Origin of the sequence: Citrobacter sp. MGH110, assembly GCF_001037515.1 — a bacterium.
Lineage (GTDB): Bacteria > Pseudomonadota > Gammaproteobacteria > Enterobacterales > Enterobacteriaceae > Citrobacter > Citrobacter portucalensis.
In genome coordinates this window covers 384,992-400,353 of sequence record NZ_KQ089832.1, presented here as the reverse complement: position 1 = coordinate 400,353, position 15,362 = coordinate 384,992, and the positions used below count along the sequence as shown (strand labels likewise).

The 15,362-nt window shown below is 52.5% G+C and carries 16 protein-coding genes and 1 other annotated feature; of the genes, 12 read left to right on the top strand and 4 right to left on the bottom strand.

Annotated elements, in window-relative coordinates; translation table 11 throughout:
• Positions 1-22: 22 nt before the first annotated feature.
• The 4 genes from yidA to SK38_RS21835 all read left to right on the top strand — a co-directional run bounded on the left by yidA (position 23) and on the right by SK38_RS21835 (position 4,268).
• Complete coding sequence (yidA, locus tag SK38_RS21850; protein WP_048237055.1) at positions 23-835, top strand: sugar-phosphatase; 813 nt, start codon at positions 23-25, stop codon at positions 833-835.
• A 171-nt stretch (positions 836-1,006) separates the two neighbouring features.
• A complete protein-coding gene (locus SK38_RS21845) occupies positions 1,007-2,017 on the top strand; it encodes a hypothetical protein (protein WP_048237054.1) in 1,011 nt (336 codons plus the stop codon).
• Positions 2,014-3,144, top strand: a complete 1,131-nt coding sequence (locus SK38_RS21840; RefSeq protein ID WP_048237053.1) for a BamA/TamA family outer membrane protein — start codon at positions 2,014-2,016, stop codon at positions 3,142-3,144. Before SK38_RS21845 ends, SK38_RS21840 begins: the two co-directional genes overlap by 4 nt.
• A complete protein-coding gene (locus SK38_RS21835; protein ID WP_048237052.1) occupies positions 3,141-4,268 on the top strand; it encodes a DUF4056 domain-containing protein in 1,128 nt (375 codons plus the stop codon). Before SK38_RS21840 ends, SK38_RS21835 begins: the two co-directional genes overlap by 4 nt.
• Here SK38_RS21835 and cbrA read toward each other — a convergent pair.
• Positions 4,257-5,402: a colicin M resistance lipid reductase CbrA gene (gene cbrA / locus SK38_RS21830; RefSeq protein WP_048237051.1), complete on the bottom strand. Its 1,146-nt coding sequence runs from the start codon at positions 5,400-5,402 to the stop codon at positions 4,257-4,259. The genes SK38_RS21835 and cbrA overlap by 12 nt on opposite strands.
• 99 nt (positions 5,403-5,501) lie before the next feature.
• Here cbrA and SK38_RS21825 point away from each other — a divergent pair, with 99 nt between their 5' ends.
• Positions 5,502-6,728, top strand: a complete 1,227-nt coding sequence (locus tag SK38_RS21825; protein WP_048237050.1) for a YidR family protein — start codon at positions 5,502-5,504, stop codon at positions 6,726-6,728.
• A gap of 1 nt (position 6,729) precedes the next feature.
• On the opposite strand, the gene SK38_RS21820 is transcribed toward SK38_RS21825, so the two are convergent.
• On the bottom strand, positions 6,730-7,062 hold the full coding sequence (locus SK38_RS21820; RefSeq protein WP_003023879.1) for a YceK/YidQ family lipoprotein: 333 nt from the start codon (positions 7,060-7,062) through the stop codon (positions 6,730-6,732).
• A 238-nt stretch (positions 7,063-7,300) separates the two neighbouring features.
• Positions 7,301-7,373: a sequence feature (ROSE (Repression Of Heat Shock gene Expression) occurs in the 5'-region of heat shock genes and acts as an RNA thermometer to modulate expression.), on the top strand.
• Between SK38_RS21820 and ibpA the strand changes: the two genes are divergently transcribed.
• The 6 genes from ibpA (at position 7,367) to SK38_RS21790 (ending at position 11,498) form a co-directional block, all read left to right on the top strand.
• Positions 7,367-7,780 (top strand): small heat shock chaperone IbpA, encoded by a 414-nt coding sequence (gene ibpA / locus SK38_RS21815; protein WP_003023882.1) that lies wholly within the window; start codon positions 7,367-7,369, stop codon positions 7,778-7,780. (Overlaps the previous feature by 7 nt.)
• Positions 7,781-7,872: 92 nt before the next feature.
• Entirely contained in the window at positions 7,873-8,301 is a 429-nt protein-coding gene (ibpB, locus tag SK38_RS21810; protein ID WP_003827096.1) for a small heat shock chaperone IbpB, read from the top strand.
• Between the two features lie 123 nt (positions 8,302-8,424).
• A complete protein-coding gene (locus tag SK38_RS21805; RefSeq protein WP_048237049.1) occupies positions 8,425-10,086 on the top strand; it encodes a putative transporter in 1,662 nt (553 codons plus the stop codon).
• Positions 10,087-10,271: 185 nt separating this feature from the next.
• Positions 10,272-10,619 carry a YidH family protein gene (locus SK38_RS21800; RefSeq protein WP_003023888.1) on the top strand — a complete coding sequence of 116 codons (348 nt, stop codon included), beginning with the start codon at positions 10,272-10,274 and terminating at the stop codon, positions 10,617-10,619.
• A complete protein-coding gene (locus SK38_RS21795) occupies positions 10,609-10,971 on the top strand; it encodes a DUF202 domain-containing protein (RefSeq protein WP_032945444.1) in 363 nt (120 codons plus the stop codon). The genes SK38_RS21800 and SK38_RS21795 overlap by 11 nt, the downstream gene beginning before the upstream one ends.
• 14 nt (positions 10,972-10,985) lie before the next feature.
• Positions 10,986-11,498: a radical SAM protein gene (locus SK38_RS21790; protein ID WP_053069354.1), complete on the top strand. Its 513-nt coding sequence runs from the start codon at positions 10,986-10,988 to the stop codon at positions 11,496-11,498.
• A gap of 12 nt (positions 11,499-11,510) precedes the next feature.
• Here the strand turns inward: SK38_RS21790 and dsdA are convergent, their stop codons facing one another.
• Positions 11,511-12,833: a D-serine ammonia-lyase gene (dsdA, locus tag SK38_RS21785; RefSeq protein ID WP_048237047.1), complete on the bottom strand. Its 1,323-nt coding sequence runs from the start codon at positions 12,831-12,833 to the stop codon at positions 11,511-11,513.
• Between the two features lie 17 nt (positions 12,834-12,850).
• A complete protein-coding gene (gene dsdX / locus SK38_RS21780; protein WP_003827107.1) occupies positions 12,851-14,188 on the bottom strand; it encodes a D-serine transporter DsdX in 1,338 nt (445 codons plus the stop codon).
• Between the two features lie 229 nt (positions 14,189-14,417).
• Here dsdX and dsdC point away from each other — a divergent pair, with 229 nt between their 5' ends.
• Positions 14,418-15,344 carry a DNA-binding transcriptional regulator DsdC gene (gene dsdC, locus SK38_RS21775; RefSeq protein ID WP_048237046.1) on the top strand — a complete coding sequence of 309 codons (927 nt, stop codon included), beginning with the start codon at positions 14,418-14,420 and terminating at the stop codon, positions 15,342-15,344.
• Positions 15,345-15,362 lie beyond the last annotated feature (18 nt).

Below are 15,362 nucleotides of genomic sequence, written 5' to 3'. Positions count from 1 at the left end.
ACTCATTTAATCCGGGGAACTCATGGTTATCAAACTTATTGCTATCGACATGGATGGCACACTTCTGCTACCCGATCACACCATTTCACCAGCGGTCAAAACGGCGATTGCCGCGGCACGCGCGCGTGGCGTGAATGTGGTGCTGACCACGGGACGCCCGTATGCTGGCGTTCACAGCTATCTGAAAGAACTACATATGGAACAACCCGGTGACTACTGCATTACCTACAACGGTGCGCTGGTGCAGAAAGCAGGGGATGGCAGTACCGTGGCGCAAACCGCGCTGAGCTATGATGATTATCGCTACCTGGAGCAGCTTTCCCGGGAAGTTGGCTCGCATTTCCACGCCCTCGATCGCAATACGCTGTATACCGCGAACCGTGATATCAGCTACTACACGGTGCACGAATCGTTTGTCGCGACCATCCCGCTGGTGTTCTGTGAAGCCGAGAAAATGGATCCCGCAACCCAGTTCCTGAAAGTGATGATGATTGACGAGCCGGAGATCCTCGATAAAGCTATCTCTCGTCTACCTGCGGAAGTAAAAGAGAAGTACACCGTGCTGAAAAGTGCGCCGTATTTCCTCGAAATCCTCGATAAACGCGTCAATAAAGGGACGGGCGTAAAATCGCTGGCCGATGCGTTAGGCATTAAAGCCGAAGAGGTGATGGCGATTGGCGATCAGGAAAACGACATCGCGATGATTGAATACGCAGGGGTGGGCGTTGCCATGGATAACGCTATTCCATCAGTCAAAGAAATCGCCAACTTCGTGACGAAATCTAACCTTGAAGATGGCGTCGCCTGGGCGATAGAGAAATACGTCCTTTCCTGATGCGTGTTATGCCTGGCCTCGGCTGGGCATTAACATTAAAATGTTATAAAACATATATTTATATTATCAGATGTGAAACCGCACATTAATACCTCCACATAGTACGTAACTTCTATACTCTCCCTTCTTCTTTTATATCTGGGCAATTCCTGCCTGCTACTAAACTTTCTTATGACAAACACAAGCATCCGCGTGGTGTTGATAACGTCTTCCTGTCTGGTTTTTCATGCCAGTGCCGCGACGGATTCCAGCTCAACTATTACACCTCTCTTTGGCTATCAGGATGACGGTCTGTCTGCGCCTGTACCGGAAAAAACGACGGTTAAACCTGCCGAAAACCACACTATTTTGCCCTTTTTAGGCGATGAAGCGCGTAAGCGCGGATATGAACTACCGGCACCGTTTGGCGTGAATATTAACTACATGAATATCCGACAAAATATTAATGTGGATAGTATTAACTTCAACGGTCTTTCCCTCGGTGGTCGCTCACTGGATAACGCGTTTAAAATTAGCGTCGGCAATACGCGTGAACGCAGTAAAACCGAAACGCTGAAGCTGGATGCCTGGCTGCTGCCGTTTATGAATGTCTATGGCTTGATTGGCTATACCGATGGCCACTCCGTTTCGCAAATAGGCGTCGGGATAAAAGGCCCCCTTAAAGACCGCACACCAAGCAGTTTGCAGAATTTGGCGTTTCAGCTCGACTTTAAAGGCACCACCTACGGCGTAGGGACGACGCTGGTTGGCGGTGTAGGCAACTGGTTTACTGCTTTTGATGCCAACTACACCCAGACGCGGTTCGATATTCTGGATGGGAGTATTGATGCCTTAACCCTTTCTCCGCGCATCGGTTATCGCTTTACCACCCCCAGTGTGGATGCGCTGCACCTGCCATCCGGAAAGTTGAATCTATGGGTTGGCAGTATGTACCAGGACGTGCAGCAAGAATTTAGCGGTAACCTTAACGACCTCACCATGCCGTCTGAAACGCTGCAAAGACTCGTTGATATTGCCAACAAAGACGGTAATGGTCGCTTTGACGTTAAACAGCATCTGCAATCCCCCTGGAACGTGCTGGTGGGCGCACAGTATGAAATTACCCGGAACTTCAACGTCACGACCGAAATCGGCTTTGCTGAACGTAACAGTTTCTTCATGGCGGGAGAGTATCGCTTTTGAGCCGTCTTACCCTCTTCCTGCTGTTCAACATGCTCTCCTGTACAGTGCGGGCAGCGTTGCCAAGCCGAGGCGAAGTTGACGGTTGGCTAAATAAGTTGGGTGCCAGTGATAGCTTTGACGTCAGCAAAGGCATTGACTGGGGCGTAATGCCGGGACCGTTTTATACCCCGGAGCTGGGGTTAGGGATCGGTACAGCGGTGGTGGGGATGTATCGCCCTGACCCGAATGATACGGTAAGCCAAAACTCGACGCTGACGCTCAGCGGCTATTTTAGCTCAACTGGCGCATTCGGTATCACGATGCAAAATTACGCATTTTTTGCCGACGATCGGTGGCGATTTTTTCTCAATGGCGCATTAACGGATACTCCAACCTATTACTGGGGGCAAGGTTTTAGCGCTGGGGATAAAGATAACCAAAAACAGCAATACACCGCTCAGGTTCTGGAGTTGCGCCCAACGTTGTATCGCCAGTTGGCACCCAATGTTTATCTGGGGCTTGGCTGGTCGCTGAACGCCCAGCACGCTACCCAAATGGACGATAACGATCCGCCCAACATTGAGCATACCGGGCAGGGGGCGTCGGTTCTCAGCTCCGGAAGTAGTGTCGAACTCAGCTGGGACGATCGTGATTTCGTTCCCAACCCGCGTAAAGGACAGTATGCCGATGTGCGCTATACCCGATTCACACCAGAGGTGGGAAGCGATACGCGATTTGATGAATATCAACTGCACTACAGCCGCTATCACTCGCTGGACGAGAACAATGTGCTTGCCTGGGAGATGGACGGCGCGTTTACCCAAGGCGATGTGCCGTGGAGCATGATGCCGCTGCTTGGCAGCAATCAGCGTATGCGCGGTTATTACGAAGGGCGCTACCGGGATAAAAACGCCGTCAGCGGGCAACTGGAGTATCGGCGGAAACTTGACTGGCGGCATGGTGTGGTTGGTTGGCTCGGTGCGGGCACGATGGGACCCTCTTTTCATGCGCTGGACGATGGACGCTGGTTACCGTCCGCCGGTGTGGGCTACCGCTTTGAATTTAAGCCCCGGGTGAATGTGCGTCTTGATTATGGGATTGGCAAAGGGAGCAGCGGTTTTTATTTTCAGGTTGGAGAGGCATTTTGATCAATAAGGTGGTGTTAATAGCGCTCTTATGGCTGGCAACGGCGATAGCCCGTGCGGCAATACCTGTAACTTTGCAGCTCGTTTCTACAGAGGATAAGGCCCAGGGTACTGCCTGGCCGGTAGTTTCGCCCCTCCCTGCACCTCAGGGATTACGTCCGTGCTGCGCGTTTGGCTACGACCTGCACGCACAGGTACTGCATATGCCGGTGCCATTTTATGAACTTGATAATGTTGTCACGATCGATAGCATCGGCGAGCACCGCTATAACGATAGCCTACTGTTAGGGCTAGCGAATCTGGCAGGGATCGGGCATGAGAATAATGGCATAGTGTATACCGCTCGCGGTGGCTTCATTGATACCGCACATGTCCGTGATACCGCAGACATGACGGCCTGGCTCTTTAGCCATCTTCTTCCACGGCTTGGTCAATCATTTACGCTGCGTCTGGATGATGAGCTTGCGCAACGGCATGTCGTATTTAACGCTTTCACACCCCCCACAGAGCCTGCTGATCGTTACGCGCTGGCGGCATGGATGGCCGCGCATCTGGCGTTTCAGCTCGCTGCCTGGCATGAAATTGCGCAATGGTATGGTTTTGAGTCTGTTCCAGGATTTTCGGAGGAGGTTTCTGCATTTTCCCCGGAAGATCTCTACTCAAATTTGTTGGGTACCAGAATTGCGGTATCGCTGATCCTCAATGGGCAACTGGCAACAACGGAAATGTACGATGCGGCGATGAACAACGCGCTGCGCCAGGCGTTGATGCAATTGGGGGCAAAACCGGAAAAAATCACCCGCTTTCAGTTTGATATGCTGGATGGCAAATGGTGGAACAGCAAGCGTCGGGTACCAGAGAAATATTTGGTTCTGCACAGAAACTATGATGTGAGTGGCTCGCGTTTACCGACGTCGGTACCGGGTGAACAAGCCTCGCCATTGAGACTGATGTTGCCACATCACTGGCGAGAATATTCCCTTGATGCGTTGGCACAACTCGAACTTTGGCCTGGCCGTACAATGGAGCGGCTGCCTACGCCAGGTTCCTGGTACACCGTCGCCAACTTTCCCGCGCTGGCTACGGTGGCACAAGGCCGTGACAGCGAGGTGAACTCAGTCCCTTAAGAAAACGCGCCACAATGTCATTGCCTTACTACGTTTTCTCTCACGTTTTTCTTTCACTGGCGGGCGGTTTTCTGATTTTGCCAAGGGAATATGCGCAACGCCGCTGCGCATAATCCATTTACGGGAAAATGCCGACGTCAGGGCCCGGCTTTTCAGGATTTTGCCATACAGTTTGAGACGTAACTTGTGGGTGGCTTTACGGTAAGCGTGATTCATATCTGGCGTATCCCGCAGCAGTACCGATTTGAGGATCTCCGCGCTGTCCAGCGCATAGCTAATCCCTTCCAGCGAGCTGGCGCTGATAAAACCGGCCGCTTCACCAATCAAAAATGCGTTGTCCTCGCCGCAGACGAAGTCTTTCCAGCGTGAGGGGAATAGCACCGTACATTTTTCACTTTTCACCGGTTTGCCGAACTGGAAATGGAACGCTTCCAGCTTCTCTTTCAGCGCGTCAAAGCGTGCCTGTCCGTCCTTCATGGGGTAGGCGCCACCAAAGATAAAATAGCCATCTTTGCTGATACTCCAGGAATAACAGTCAGTTGCATCGTTATCAAAAATACAGGAATAGAACGGTACGGGATGCTTTTCCGCAAACCATTGTTGAATAGCGACATATTTACGGATTTGGTGCTGTGGATAGAGATGACGGCGCACCAGTGAATTCGCGCCGTCTGCCCCCACCAGATAACGTGCAGTGATCTGCTGCTCCCAACCGTCGGCGCGGAAGATAACATGCCATTTATCGCCCTCGCGCCAGATTTTCCGACACAGGCTGTCGTGATACACCTGCACATCATCAGAGATGAGAGATTTAAGCCATAAATCAAAAGCATGGCGGTTGATATTAATGTAGCTGCGCTGGTAGTTACGCGTCAAAGAAGCTGCAACATCAACCGTTTTAACGCTAAAAATCTGCGGGTTGGCGATAACATCAACGGGTAAGGTTATCCCGTCGCGGATAAACGAACGCTGGGCGTCCGGGGCCAGCAGACCGCCGCAGGGTTTAGTGAAACCTTCGTTGCCGCACTGGCGTTTTTTATCCAACGCAATCACGCGCATTTTTCCGCTCAACTGTCGCGCCAGCGCTGCGCCTGCCGGACCTAAACCGATAATCGCTACGTCAAAATGTTCCATCTTTCTGTCCGCAAAAATGAAGATGGCGATACGCTAAAGCCTGAAAGTGAAGTGCTTGTGAAGTATGATTGTTTTAATCGTCTTGTATCAGGGCATCCCATGAAGCAAATCACCTTTACGCCGCGTAATCATCAGCTTACCAATATCAATACCTGGACACCGGACAGCCAGTGGCTGGTCTTTGATGTGCGCCCTTCCGGCGCCTCTTTTACCGGTGAAACAATTGAGCGCGTCAATATCCATACTGGCGAGCTGGAGGTGATTTACCGGGCTATTCAGGGATCGCACGTTGGCGTGGTGACCGTTCATCCAAAGTTGGAAAAATATGTCTTCATTCACGGGCCTGAAAATCCTGATGAAACATGGCATTACGACTTCCATCATCGTCGTGGGGTGATTGTTACGCAGGCTGGGGTGGAGAATCTGGATGCAATGGATATTACTGCGCCCTATACGCCAGGTGCGCTGCGCGGCGGGAGTCATGTGCATGTCTTTAGCCCGAACGGTGAGTTTGTCAGTTTCACCTATAACGACCATGTTCTGCATGAGCGCTCTCCGGCGCTCGATTTACGCAACGTCGGCGTGGCTGCACCGTATGGTCCGGTGAAGGTCTCCGCGCAGCATCCGCGTGAATACAGTGGCAGCCATTGGTGCGTGCTGGTGAGCCAGACGACACCAACGCCAAAACCGGGTAGCGATGAGATTAACCGCGCCTATGAAGAGGGCTGGGTTGGAGAAAACAGGCTGGCGTTTATCGGTGATACGCTATCAGCCACTGGCGAGAAAGTACCGGAGCTGTTTATTGTTGATTTGCCACAGGATGAAAGCGGCTGGAAACAGCCGGGGGACGCGCCTCTGGAGGGGACTGACATGACCATGCCTGCGCCACCATCCGGTATTCGCCAACGCCGTCTGACGTTTACCCATGAGCGCGCCTTCCCGGGGCTGGTGAATCAGCCTCGCCACTGGGTACGCAGTAATCCAAAGGCATCAGAGATTGCGTTTTTAATGCGTGATGACAACGGTATTGTACAGCTTTGGCTGATTTCCCCACAGGGTGGATCGCTGCGTCAGCTTACCCAGTGCGCTACGAATATTCAGTCAGCCTTTAACTGGCACCCTTCGGGGAAATGGCTGGGATTTGTACTGGAGAACAGAATTGCCTGTTGTGATGTTCAAACGGGCGAGATTGATTTTTTAACGGAACGTCATGATAACCCGCCGTCGGCCGATGCGATCGTCTTCTCCCCTGATGGTCGACAGGTTGCGTGGATGGAAGACGTCGAGGGTTTCCGCCAGCTGTGGGTGACTGAAACCGGGCGTTAATTTATGGAGCAGACATTTCTGCCGGGGGAATAACGGCGTTCGTGGCCTGGGTTCTCTCCTCGCTTTTTTCTACGCGGGATCTCACCGAGTTATCTTTGCGAAAGAGATCCCAAGGTAGCAATACCGTATCGAGCACCGCGGTAAAAGGCATATCCAGAATCGCCAGCGACTTGGTTCCCCAGTTCGTATCACTTTCGCTAATCATTGTGGCACTGGCTCGCGTGCCAGGATACGTCCCTTCTTTGCCACCTGTATGCGACATGATGCTGGAACAACCGCTTACAAACGCCATCCCACTACACATCGTCAGTGTTACCAACATTTTTTTAATCATCATTTATTCATCTGTATTTATCGTGTTTGCATGGTGAGTTAAAGCGATCCGTTGCGAAAATAACATCACCATTTCGTCGCACTGTGGCGGCCATCGCGATTTAACGAGAACAACTGCTCCCCCCAGTGTATGCAATAGACAACAAACTGCAAAAAAAGTCAGATGAATACGCTTGAAAAGTTTGTATTAAGACCCATTTTTAGAGTGTAGACAAATGAAGGGCATGCCTGATGGGTGTCCTGGCTACCTGACCTGTCCATGATGGAAGGTCAATTATTCTCGCTGAATTCAGGAGCTATTGATTATGCGTAACTTTGATTTATCCCCGCTGTACCGTTCTGCTATTGGTTTTGACCGTCTGTTTAACCTGCTGGAAAACAATCAGGGCCAGAGCAATGGCGGCTACCCTCCGTACAACGTTGAGCTGGTAGACGAAAACCATTACCGCATTGCAATTGCTGTTGCCGGTTTTGCTGAAAGCGAACTGGAAATTACTGCCCAGGACAATCTGCTGGTGGTAAAAGGCGCCCATGCGGACGATCAAAAAGAACGTACTTACCTGTATCAGGGTATTGCCGAGCGCAACTTTGAACGCAAGTTCCAGTTAGCGGAGAACATTCATGTTCGCGGCGCAAACCTGGTAAATGGTCTGCTGTATATCGATCTTGAGCGCGTGATTCCTGAAGCGAACAAACCGCGCCGCATCGAAATCAACTAATTCTGTAGGCCGCTTCAGGCGGCCTTGCTAAGTCATCGGCTTGCCGTCAGGGAGCCGAAAGGTACCTGCTCGCTTCTTGGAAGGAGATTATTATGCGTAACTACGATTTATCCCCACTGCTGCGTCAATGGATCGGTTTTGACAAACTGGCCAATGCCTTGCAAAACACCGGTGAAAGCCAGAGCTTCCCGCCTTATAACATCGAAAAGAGCGATGATAACCACTACCGCATTACCCTTGCGTTAGCCGGTTTCCGCCAGGAAGATCTGGATATTCAACTGGAAGGCACGCGCCTGACCGTGAAAGGCACGCCGCAGCAGCCGGAAAAAGAGACCAAATGGTTGCATCAGGGGCTGGTCACTCAGCCGTTCAGCCTGAGCTTTACGCTGGCTGAAAATATGGAGGTCTCCGGCGCAAGCTTCACTAACGGCTTGCTGCATATTGATTTGACCCGGAATGAACCTGAAACCATTGCTCCACAACGTATCGCCATCAGCGAACGTCCTGCATTAGATAGTTAAATAGCTCCATGCCTTTGCCCCGCCAGAAATGACGGGGCTTTTTTGTGCTTTACCACCCATACATTGCGACTGTACTCTGCGAGAATCCATTTACTTAATGATGTTATTCACAGGGAACAGGATATGAGTGATATAGCATTGACGGTCAGCGTTCTGGCATTAGTGGCAGTTGTCGGGTTATGGATCGGCAACATAAAAATACGTGGCGTGGGTTTTGGCATTGGAGGCGTGCTGTTCGGCGGTATTATCGTCGGGCATTTTGTCGATCAGGCAGGGATGACCCTGAGCGGCGACATGCTGCATTTTATTCAGGAATTTGGCCTGATTCTTTTCGTCTACACCATTGGTATTCAGGTGGGGCCGGGCTTTTTTGCTTCTCTGCGCGTTTCGGGCCTGCGGCTGAATCTGTTTGCTGTGCTGATTGTCATCATGGGTGGCCTGGTCACCGCGATCCTGCATAAGATTTTTGCCATTCCTCTCCCTGTGGTGCTGGGAATATTCTCTGGAGCGGTCACCAATACCCCGGCGTTAGGTGCGGGGCAGCAAATTCTGCGCGATTTAGGTACGCCTGGCGATGTGGTTGACCAGATGGGGATGAGCTATGCCATGGCTTATCCTTTCGGCATCTGCGGAATTTTACTGACCATGTGGCTGATGCGCCTTATTTTCCGCGTTAACGTCGATGCTGAAGCCCAGCAGCATGAATCCACGCTGACCAACGGGCACGCACTGATTCAGACGATGAACATCCGCGTGGAAAACCCAAACATCAACAATATGGCGATTCAGGATGTCCCGATTCTGAACAGCGACAAAATCATCTGCTCGCGTCTGAAACGTGACGAGACATTGATGGTGCCGTCGCCAGGGACGGTTATACAGATGGGCGACCTGCTACACCTGGTCGGGCAGCCAGCTGACCTGCATAACGCGCAGGTGGTGATTGGGCAGGAGGTAGACACATCGCTGTCTACGCGAGGTACCGATTTACGCGTAGAACGCGTGGTGGTGACCAACGAGCAGGTGCTGGGTAAACGTATCCGCGACCTGCACTTTAAAGAACGTTACGACGTGGTGATTTCCCGCCTGAACCGTGCGGGTGTTGAGCTGGTAGCCAGCAGTGACGCCAGCCTGCAATTCGGGGATATCCTCAATCTGGTGGGACGTCCTTCGTCCATTGATGCCGTTGCCAATGTTGTGGGTAACGCGCAGCAAAAACTGCAGCAGGTGCAGATGCTGCCGGTATTTATCGGTATCGGGCTGGGGGTTCTACTGGGTTCAATCCCGCTATTCATCCCGGGGTTCCCGGTGGCGTTAAAACTGGGTCTGGCCGGTGGACCGCTGATTATGGCCCTGATCCTGGGGCGTATTGGTAGCATCGGTAAGCTGTACTGGTTTATGCCTCCCAGCGCTAACCTGGCGTTGCGAGAGTTGGGTATCGTGCTGTTTCTTGCAGTGGTGGGACTGAAGTCAGGCGGTGATTTTGTCGATACCTTAACACAGGGAGATGGTCTGAGCTGGGTGGGCTACGGTATTTTCATTACCGCGATTCCGCTCATTACCGTGGGCTTGCTGGCGCGAATCTTTGCCAAAATGAACTATCTGACGCTGTGCGGCATGTTGGCTGGCTCAATGACCGATCCCCCGGCTCTGGCGTTTGCTAATAACCTGCATGCCACCAGCGGGGCGGCTGCGCTCTCCTACGCAACCGTTTATCCGCTGGTCATGTTCTTGAGGATTATCACCCCGCAACTGTTGGCGGTGCTCTTCTGGGGATTAGGTTAAAACTGACTTATCCGGCCTGCATCTCCTGTAGGCCGGATAAAACGCAACTCTCCATCCGGCATTACAAACACCCTCTCTCTTTCCCATTGTCTCATCACCCGACTCGCCCTCTCGTTTGAGAATCAGGTTCATACTCCTTAACTGTTCCGGTATAACGACCAGACAACAATATTTAAGGAGCTGTCATGAAGATTTCTCGCCTTGGAGAAGCACCGGATTATCGCTTCTCGCTGGCAAATGAGCGTACTTTTCTGGCGTGGATCCGCACCGCGCTCGGATTTCTGGCGGCGGGGGTTGGCCTTGATCAACTGGCCCCGGATTTTGCCACGCCGGTCATCCGTGAGGCGCTTGCCTTGTTGCTGTGTCTGTTTGCCGGCGGTCTGGCGATCTACGGCTACCTGCGCTGGCTACGTAACGAAAAGGCGATGCGACTGAAAGAGGACTTGCCCTACACCCACAGCCTGCTGATTATCAGCGTCATGCTGACTATTGTGGCGGTGATTGTCATGACGCTGGTGCTGTATGCCGGATAGCCGCAAATCCCGACGCATCGCTGATCCGGGGTTACAACCGGAGCGGACTTCACTGGCCTGGTTTCGCACGTTGTTGGGCTATGGCGCGTTAATGGCGCTGGCGATTAAGCACAACTGGCACCAGGCGGGAGCATTGTTCTGGATATCGGTAGTTGTGCTGGCGATAGTGGCGATTATCCTCTGGCGCTACACCCGCAGCCGTAATCTGATGGATGTGAGTCATAGCGATTTTTCTGAATCTCGCGCGGTGCGTGACAAATTTATGATCTCCCTCGCGGTGTTATCCCTCGCAATGCTGTTTGCTGTAACGCATGTTCGCCAACTTATCGTATTTATCGGGAATTTTGCATGACAGGATGTGAGAACATGGATGTTAGTGATGATGTTTTAAACGTGGTGATTGACCATCAGAAGTGTTTACAACCGGTTGAAGTGTACCGTGGTTTGCAACAAGGAAATGTTCGCCTGGTACAGTTTATTCCGCTGGTTAAGCTCGATGGTTCAGGTCATCTGACAGACGAATCGGTTACGTCTGAGGCATGGGGCCGATTTTTAATTACGATATTTGATATCTGGGTACGTGAAGATATTAATCAGATATCTATCCAGCTTTTCGATAAAACGCTTCGCCAGTGGTGTGGTCTGACGGCACAGATTGAACGACAGACCATGTCATCAATGAATACGCGTTGCCAGACATGCTCATTGTTTCAATATTACCACGGTGATTGTCCTGCGTACTGCGAGGAAAATGGAAAGGGCGTGCTGTGTGCAGGCTATCAGGCTTTCTTCAGCCACACCGCACCGCATATGCGCGTGATGCGTGACCTGCTTAAGCAGCATCGCTCACCGATGGAGCTGATGGCGATGCTGCGTTAAGCTCAGCGGTATTTAACGTCCTTTGGCCAGATACTGCGCCATTTCATCTTCCGGGACCATTCCACCGCCGGTCGCCCACACCAGGTGGGTGGCGTTATTGAGCTGAGCCGCGCTGAAGCCGTGCATGTGCTGATAGTCAGCAGAGGCGCAAACGTGTTGCGGACCGGCCATCCCTGCCAGCGCTGACGGTTCGAGGCGAATACCTTCTTCCTGCGCCAGCCAGCCCAGCATATCGTACATCGTCTGATCGTCCAGAGTGTACAGACCGTCGAGCAGACGTTCCATTGCCCGGCCAACAAAGCCAGACGCACGGCCGACAGCCAGCCCATCAGCCGCCGTCAGGTTGTCGATGCCAATCTCCTGCACGGAAATCGTATCGTGCAGCCCGGTATAAATCCCCAGCAGCATGCACGGTGAATGGGTTGGTTCTGCGAAGAAGCAGTGCACGTTGTCGCCAAACGCCAGCTTCAGGCCAAACGCCACGCCGCCAGGGCCACCGCCGACGCCGCATGGCAGGTAAACAAACAGTGGATGGTCTGCATCCACCACACGTCCCTGCTGGGCAAACTGCGCTTTTAAGCGCTGTCCGGCCACCGCATAGCCTAAAAACAGCGTGCGCGAGTTTTCATCATCGATAAAGAAGCAGTTTGGATCGGACTCCGCTGCCTTACGGCCTTGTTCAACCGCCACGCCGTAATCTTCTTCATACTCCACGACCGTCACACCGTGGCTGCGCAGTTTGGCTTTTTTCCATGCGCGGGCATCGGCCGACATATGCACCGTCACCTTAAAGCCGATACGGGCGCTCATAATGCCAATCGACATGCCGAGGTTACCGGTGGAGCCTACCGCGATGCTGTACTGGCTAAAGAACTGTTTGAATTCGGGCGAAAGCAGAACGCTGTAATCGTCTTGTGTGGTCAGCAGACCGGCTTCCAGCGCCAGTTTTTCCGCGTGGGTCAGTACTTCATAAATGCCGCCACGGGCTTTAATCGAGCCAGAAATTGGCAGGTGACTGTCTTTCTTCAGCAGAATTTCGCCATTGATGCGCTGCCCGTACTCTTTCTCCAGCCGCTTTTGCATGGCCGGAATCGCGGCCAGCTCAGATTCAATAATGCCGCCGGTGGCCGCGGTTTCCGGGAATGCCTTTGCCAGGTACGGCGCAAAGCGCGTCAGACGGGCGTGAGCATCCTGAACATCGTGTTCAGTCAGGCCAACATACGGTAAACCTTCCGCAAGAGAGGTGGTGCCAGGGTTAAACCAGGTTGTCTCCTTGAGAGCAACCAGATCTTCCACTAAAGGATACTGGGCGATAAGTGTTTGAATGTTTTCCATAGTCAGTCTCTTTGCGCTTAGATAATAAAGGAAAGCAGGAATGTGCAAGCCAGTGCAATCACGGACGCGATAAATGTCGCGGTCGTATAGTATTTAAACGTTTCATTCAGGGTGGCACCGCAGTATTGCTTCACCAGCCAGAAGAGGGAATCGGTAACGATCGTGCAGCCAATAGCGCCGGAACCGATAGCAATGGCGATGATCTCCGGGCTGACGTTGGGATAGAGCGGCAGCATCGGTGCAACGATTGCCGTGGCACCCATCATTGCCACCGTGGCGGAACCCACCGCGGCATGCAGGATTAACGCCACCAGCCACGCCAGCAGAATCGGGTGCATATGCATGTTCGAGAGGATCAGCGCAAGAGTATCCGCCAGCCCACTGCTCTTGAGGATAGCGTTGAATGCGCCGCCTGCGCCGATAATCAGCAGAATGTTAGCGATGGAGCCAAAACCGTTTTCAGTGTGGGTCAGCAACGTACCCATACCGATGTGCTGACGCAGGCCGAGAATGTAATAGGCAACGAAAACGGCAATAAACATCGCGGTGATCGGGTTACCAATAAACTCCAGCAGCGTATATACCGTGCTGCCTTTCGCCATGTTCAGCTCAGCGACGGTTTTTACCAGCATCAGGCCAATCGGCAGCAGAACGGTAAACAGCGTAGCACCCAGCGACGGTAGCGTACTTTCGTCACGCACTTTAAGGTCAGAAAACTCAGCCGGAACCGGTTTAAACGGGAGACGGTTACCCAGGAATTTCAGGTACAGAGGACCGCCTATCAGCGAGGCCATCAAGCCGACCAGTAAGCCGTAGACAATCACGGTGCCAATGTCTGCGCCCAGCTTGTTCGCCACGAACAGGGCAGCCGGATGCGGTGGTACCACGCAGTGCACCGCCATCAGCGCCGTACACAGCGGAATCGCCAGCTTCAGTAATGAAGTATTGGTTTTCTTGGCAATTGAAAAGGCCAGTGGAATCAACAGCACCACGCCGACTTCAACAAACAGCGTGATCCCACAAATCAGCCCAACCAGAACCATAATGACGTCGGCGGATAGCCAGCGGCAGCGCTGCAGCGTCAGGCCAATGCGTTCGGCTGCGCCGGACACTTCCATCATTTTGCCCAGAATGGTCCCAAGGCCGATAACCGCGGCGAGGAAGCCCAGCGTACCGCCGATGCCACTCTCAATGGCATTGACCATATCCAACGGCCCCATGCCCATCATCGTACCCACGAAGAAGCTGGCTAACAGCAGCGCCAGAAACGGGTGGAATTTGAACTTCACGATGGTCAAAACGATTAACACGATGCTTATCAGCAGCGTGCTCACAACCCAGATTTGAGAGTGCATAACTCACCTTGCCCTGTGATTAATATAGGGTTATTGGACAAAAATAAGGCATGGTCTGACAAACGATATAAATCCCCATTCACATGAGCCAGATTGCATCAAATGCGTGATTTATGTCTAATTGCGCTTTGTTTATGCGATATGGTTCACTCTGATTCACCTTTGAGCTGATTTTTGCAGCGAACTTTTTTACACTCCAGCGCATGAATCAGAAGGAAAGGAGGTGAGAATGGATCCCCTACGCGAAGTCAGAAACCGGCTGCTCAACGGCTGGCAGTTGTCAAAGCTGTATACTTTTGAAGTGGCGGCCCGGCATCAGTCTTTTGCGCTGGCGGCAGACGAGCTGTCATTGAGCCCCAGTGCCGTCAGCCATCGCATAAATCAGCTTGAAGATGAGCTTGGCATCCAATTATTTGTTCGTTCTCATCGCAAAGTGGAACTCACTCATGAGGGCAAACGGGTATTTTGGGCGCTGAAGTCGTCACTGGACACGCTCAACCAGGAGATTCTTGATATTAAGAATCAGGAGCTCTCGGGGACGCTCACCGTCTACTCACGGCCTTCTATCGCCCAGTGCTGGCTGGTTCCGGCGCTCGGCGACTTTACCCGTCGCTACCCGTCAATTTCGCTAACCATGTTGACCGGAAACGACAACGTCAATCTACAGCGTGCGGGTATCGATCTCGCCATCTATTTTGACGATGCACCCTCCGCGCAACTCACGCATCACTTCCTGATGAATGAAGAGATCCTGCCGGTGTGCAGCCCGGACTACGCCCGCCGCCATGACCTTACCGGTTCGCTGGTGAATTTGCCGCACTGTACGTTGCTGCACGACAGACAGGCGTGGAGTAACGATTCCGGGACCGATGAGTGGCACAGTTGGGCGCAGCATTTTGCGGCGAATTTGCCGACATCGTCGGGGATTGGTTTTGATCGTTCGGATTTAGCAGTAATTGCGGCAATGAACCATATCGGCGTGGCGATGGGCCGAAAACGGCTGGTGCAAAAACGCCTCGACAGCGGAGAGTTGATTGCGCCTTTTGGCGATATGGCGCTGAAATGTCATCAGCATTACTACATCACCACGCTGCCCGGCAGGCAGTGGCCGAAAATCGAGGCGTTTATTGGCTGGCTACAGGAGCAGGTTAAATAAGCGGGTCGCGAATATTTT

Coding starts and splice junctions, on each gene's coding strand:
- yidA (WP_048237055.1), top strand. CDS start 23: ATGGTTATCAAACTTATTGCTATCGACATGGATGGCACACTTCTGCTA.
- SK38_RS21845 (WP_048237054.1), top strand. CDS start 1,007: ATGACAAACACAAGCATCCGCGTGGTGTTGATAACGTCTTCCTGTCTG.
- cbrA (WP_048237051.1), bottom strand. CDS start 5,402: ATGGAACATTTTGACGTAGCGATTATCGGTTTAGGTCCGGCAGGCGCA.
- SK38_RS21825 (WP_048237050.1), top strand. CDS start 5,502: ATGAAGCAAATCACCTTTACGCCGCGTAATCATCAGCTTACCAATATC.
- SK38_RS21820 (WP_003023879.1), bottom strand. CDS start 7,062: ATGATTAAAAAAATGTTGGTAACACTGACGATGTGTAGTGGGATGGCG.
- ibpA (WP_003023882.1), top strand. CDS start 7,367: ATGCGTAACTTTGATTTATCCCCGCTGTACCGTTCTGCTATTGGTTTT.
- ibpB (WP_003827096.1), top strand. CDS start 7,873: ATGCGTAACTACGATTTATCCCCACTGCTGCGTCAATGGATCGGTTTT.
- SK38_RS21805 (WP_048237049.1), top strand. CDS start 8,425: ATGAGTGATATAGCATTGACGGTCAGCGTTCTGGCATTAGTGGCAGTT.
- SK38_RS21800 (WP_003023888.1), top strand. CDS start 10,272: ATGAAGATTTCTCGCCTTGGAGAAGCACCGGATTATCGCTTCTCGCTG.
- SK38_RS21795 (WP_032945444.1), top strand. CDS start 10,609: ATGCCGGATAGCCGCAAATCCCGACGCATCGCTGATCCGGGGTTACAA.
- SK38_RS21790 (WP_053069354.1), top strand. CDS start 10,986: ATGGATGTTAGTGATGATGTTTTAAACGTGGTGATTGACCATCAGAAG.
- dsdA (WP_048237047.1), bottom strand. CDS start 12,833: ATGGAAAACATTCAAACACTTATCGCCCAGTATCCTTTAGTGGAAGAT.
- dsdX (WP_003827107.1), bottom strand. CDS start 14,188: ATGCACTCTCAAATCTGGGTTGTGAGCACGCTGCTGATAAGCATCGTG.
- dsdC (WP_048237046.1), top strand. CDS start 14,418: ATGGATCCCCTACGCGAAGTCAGAAACCGGCTGCTCAACGGCTGGCAG.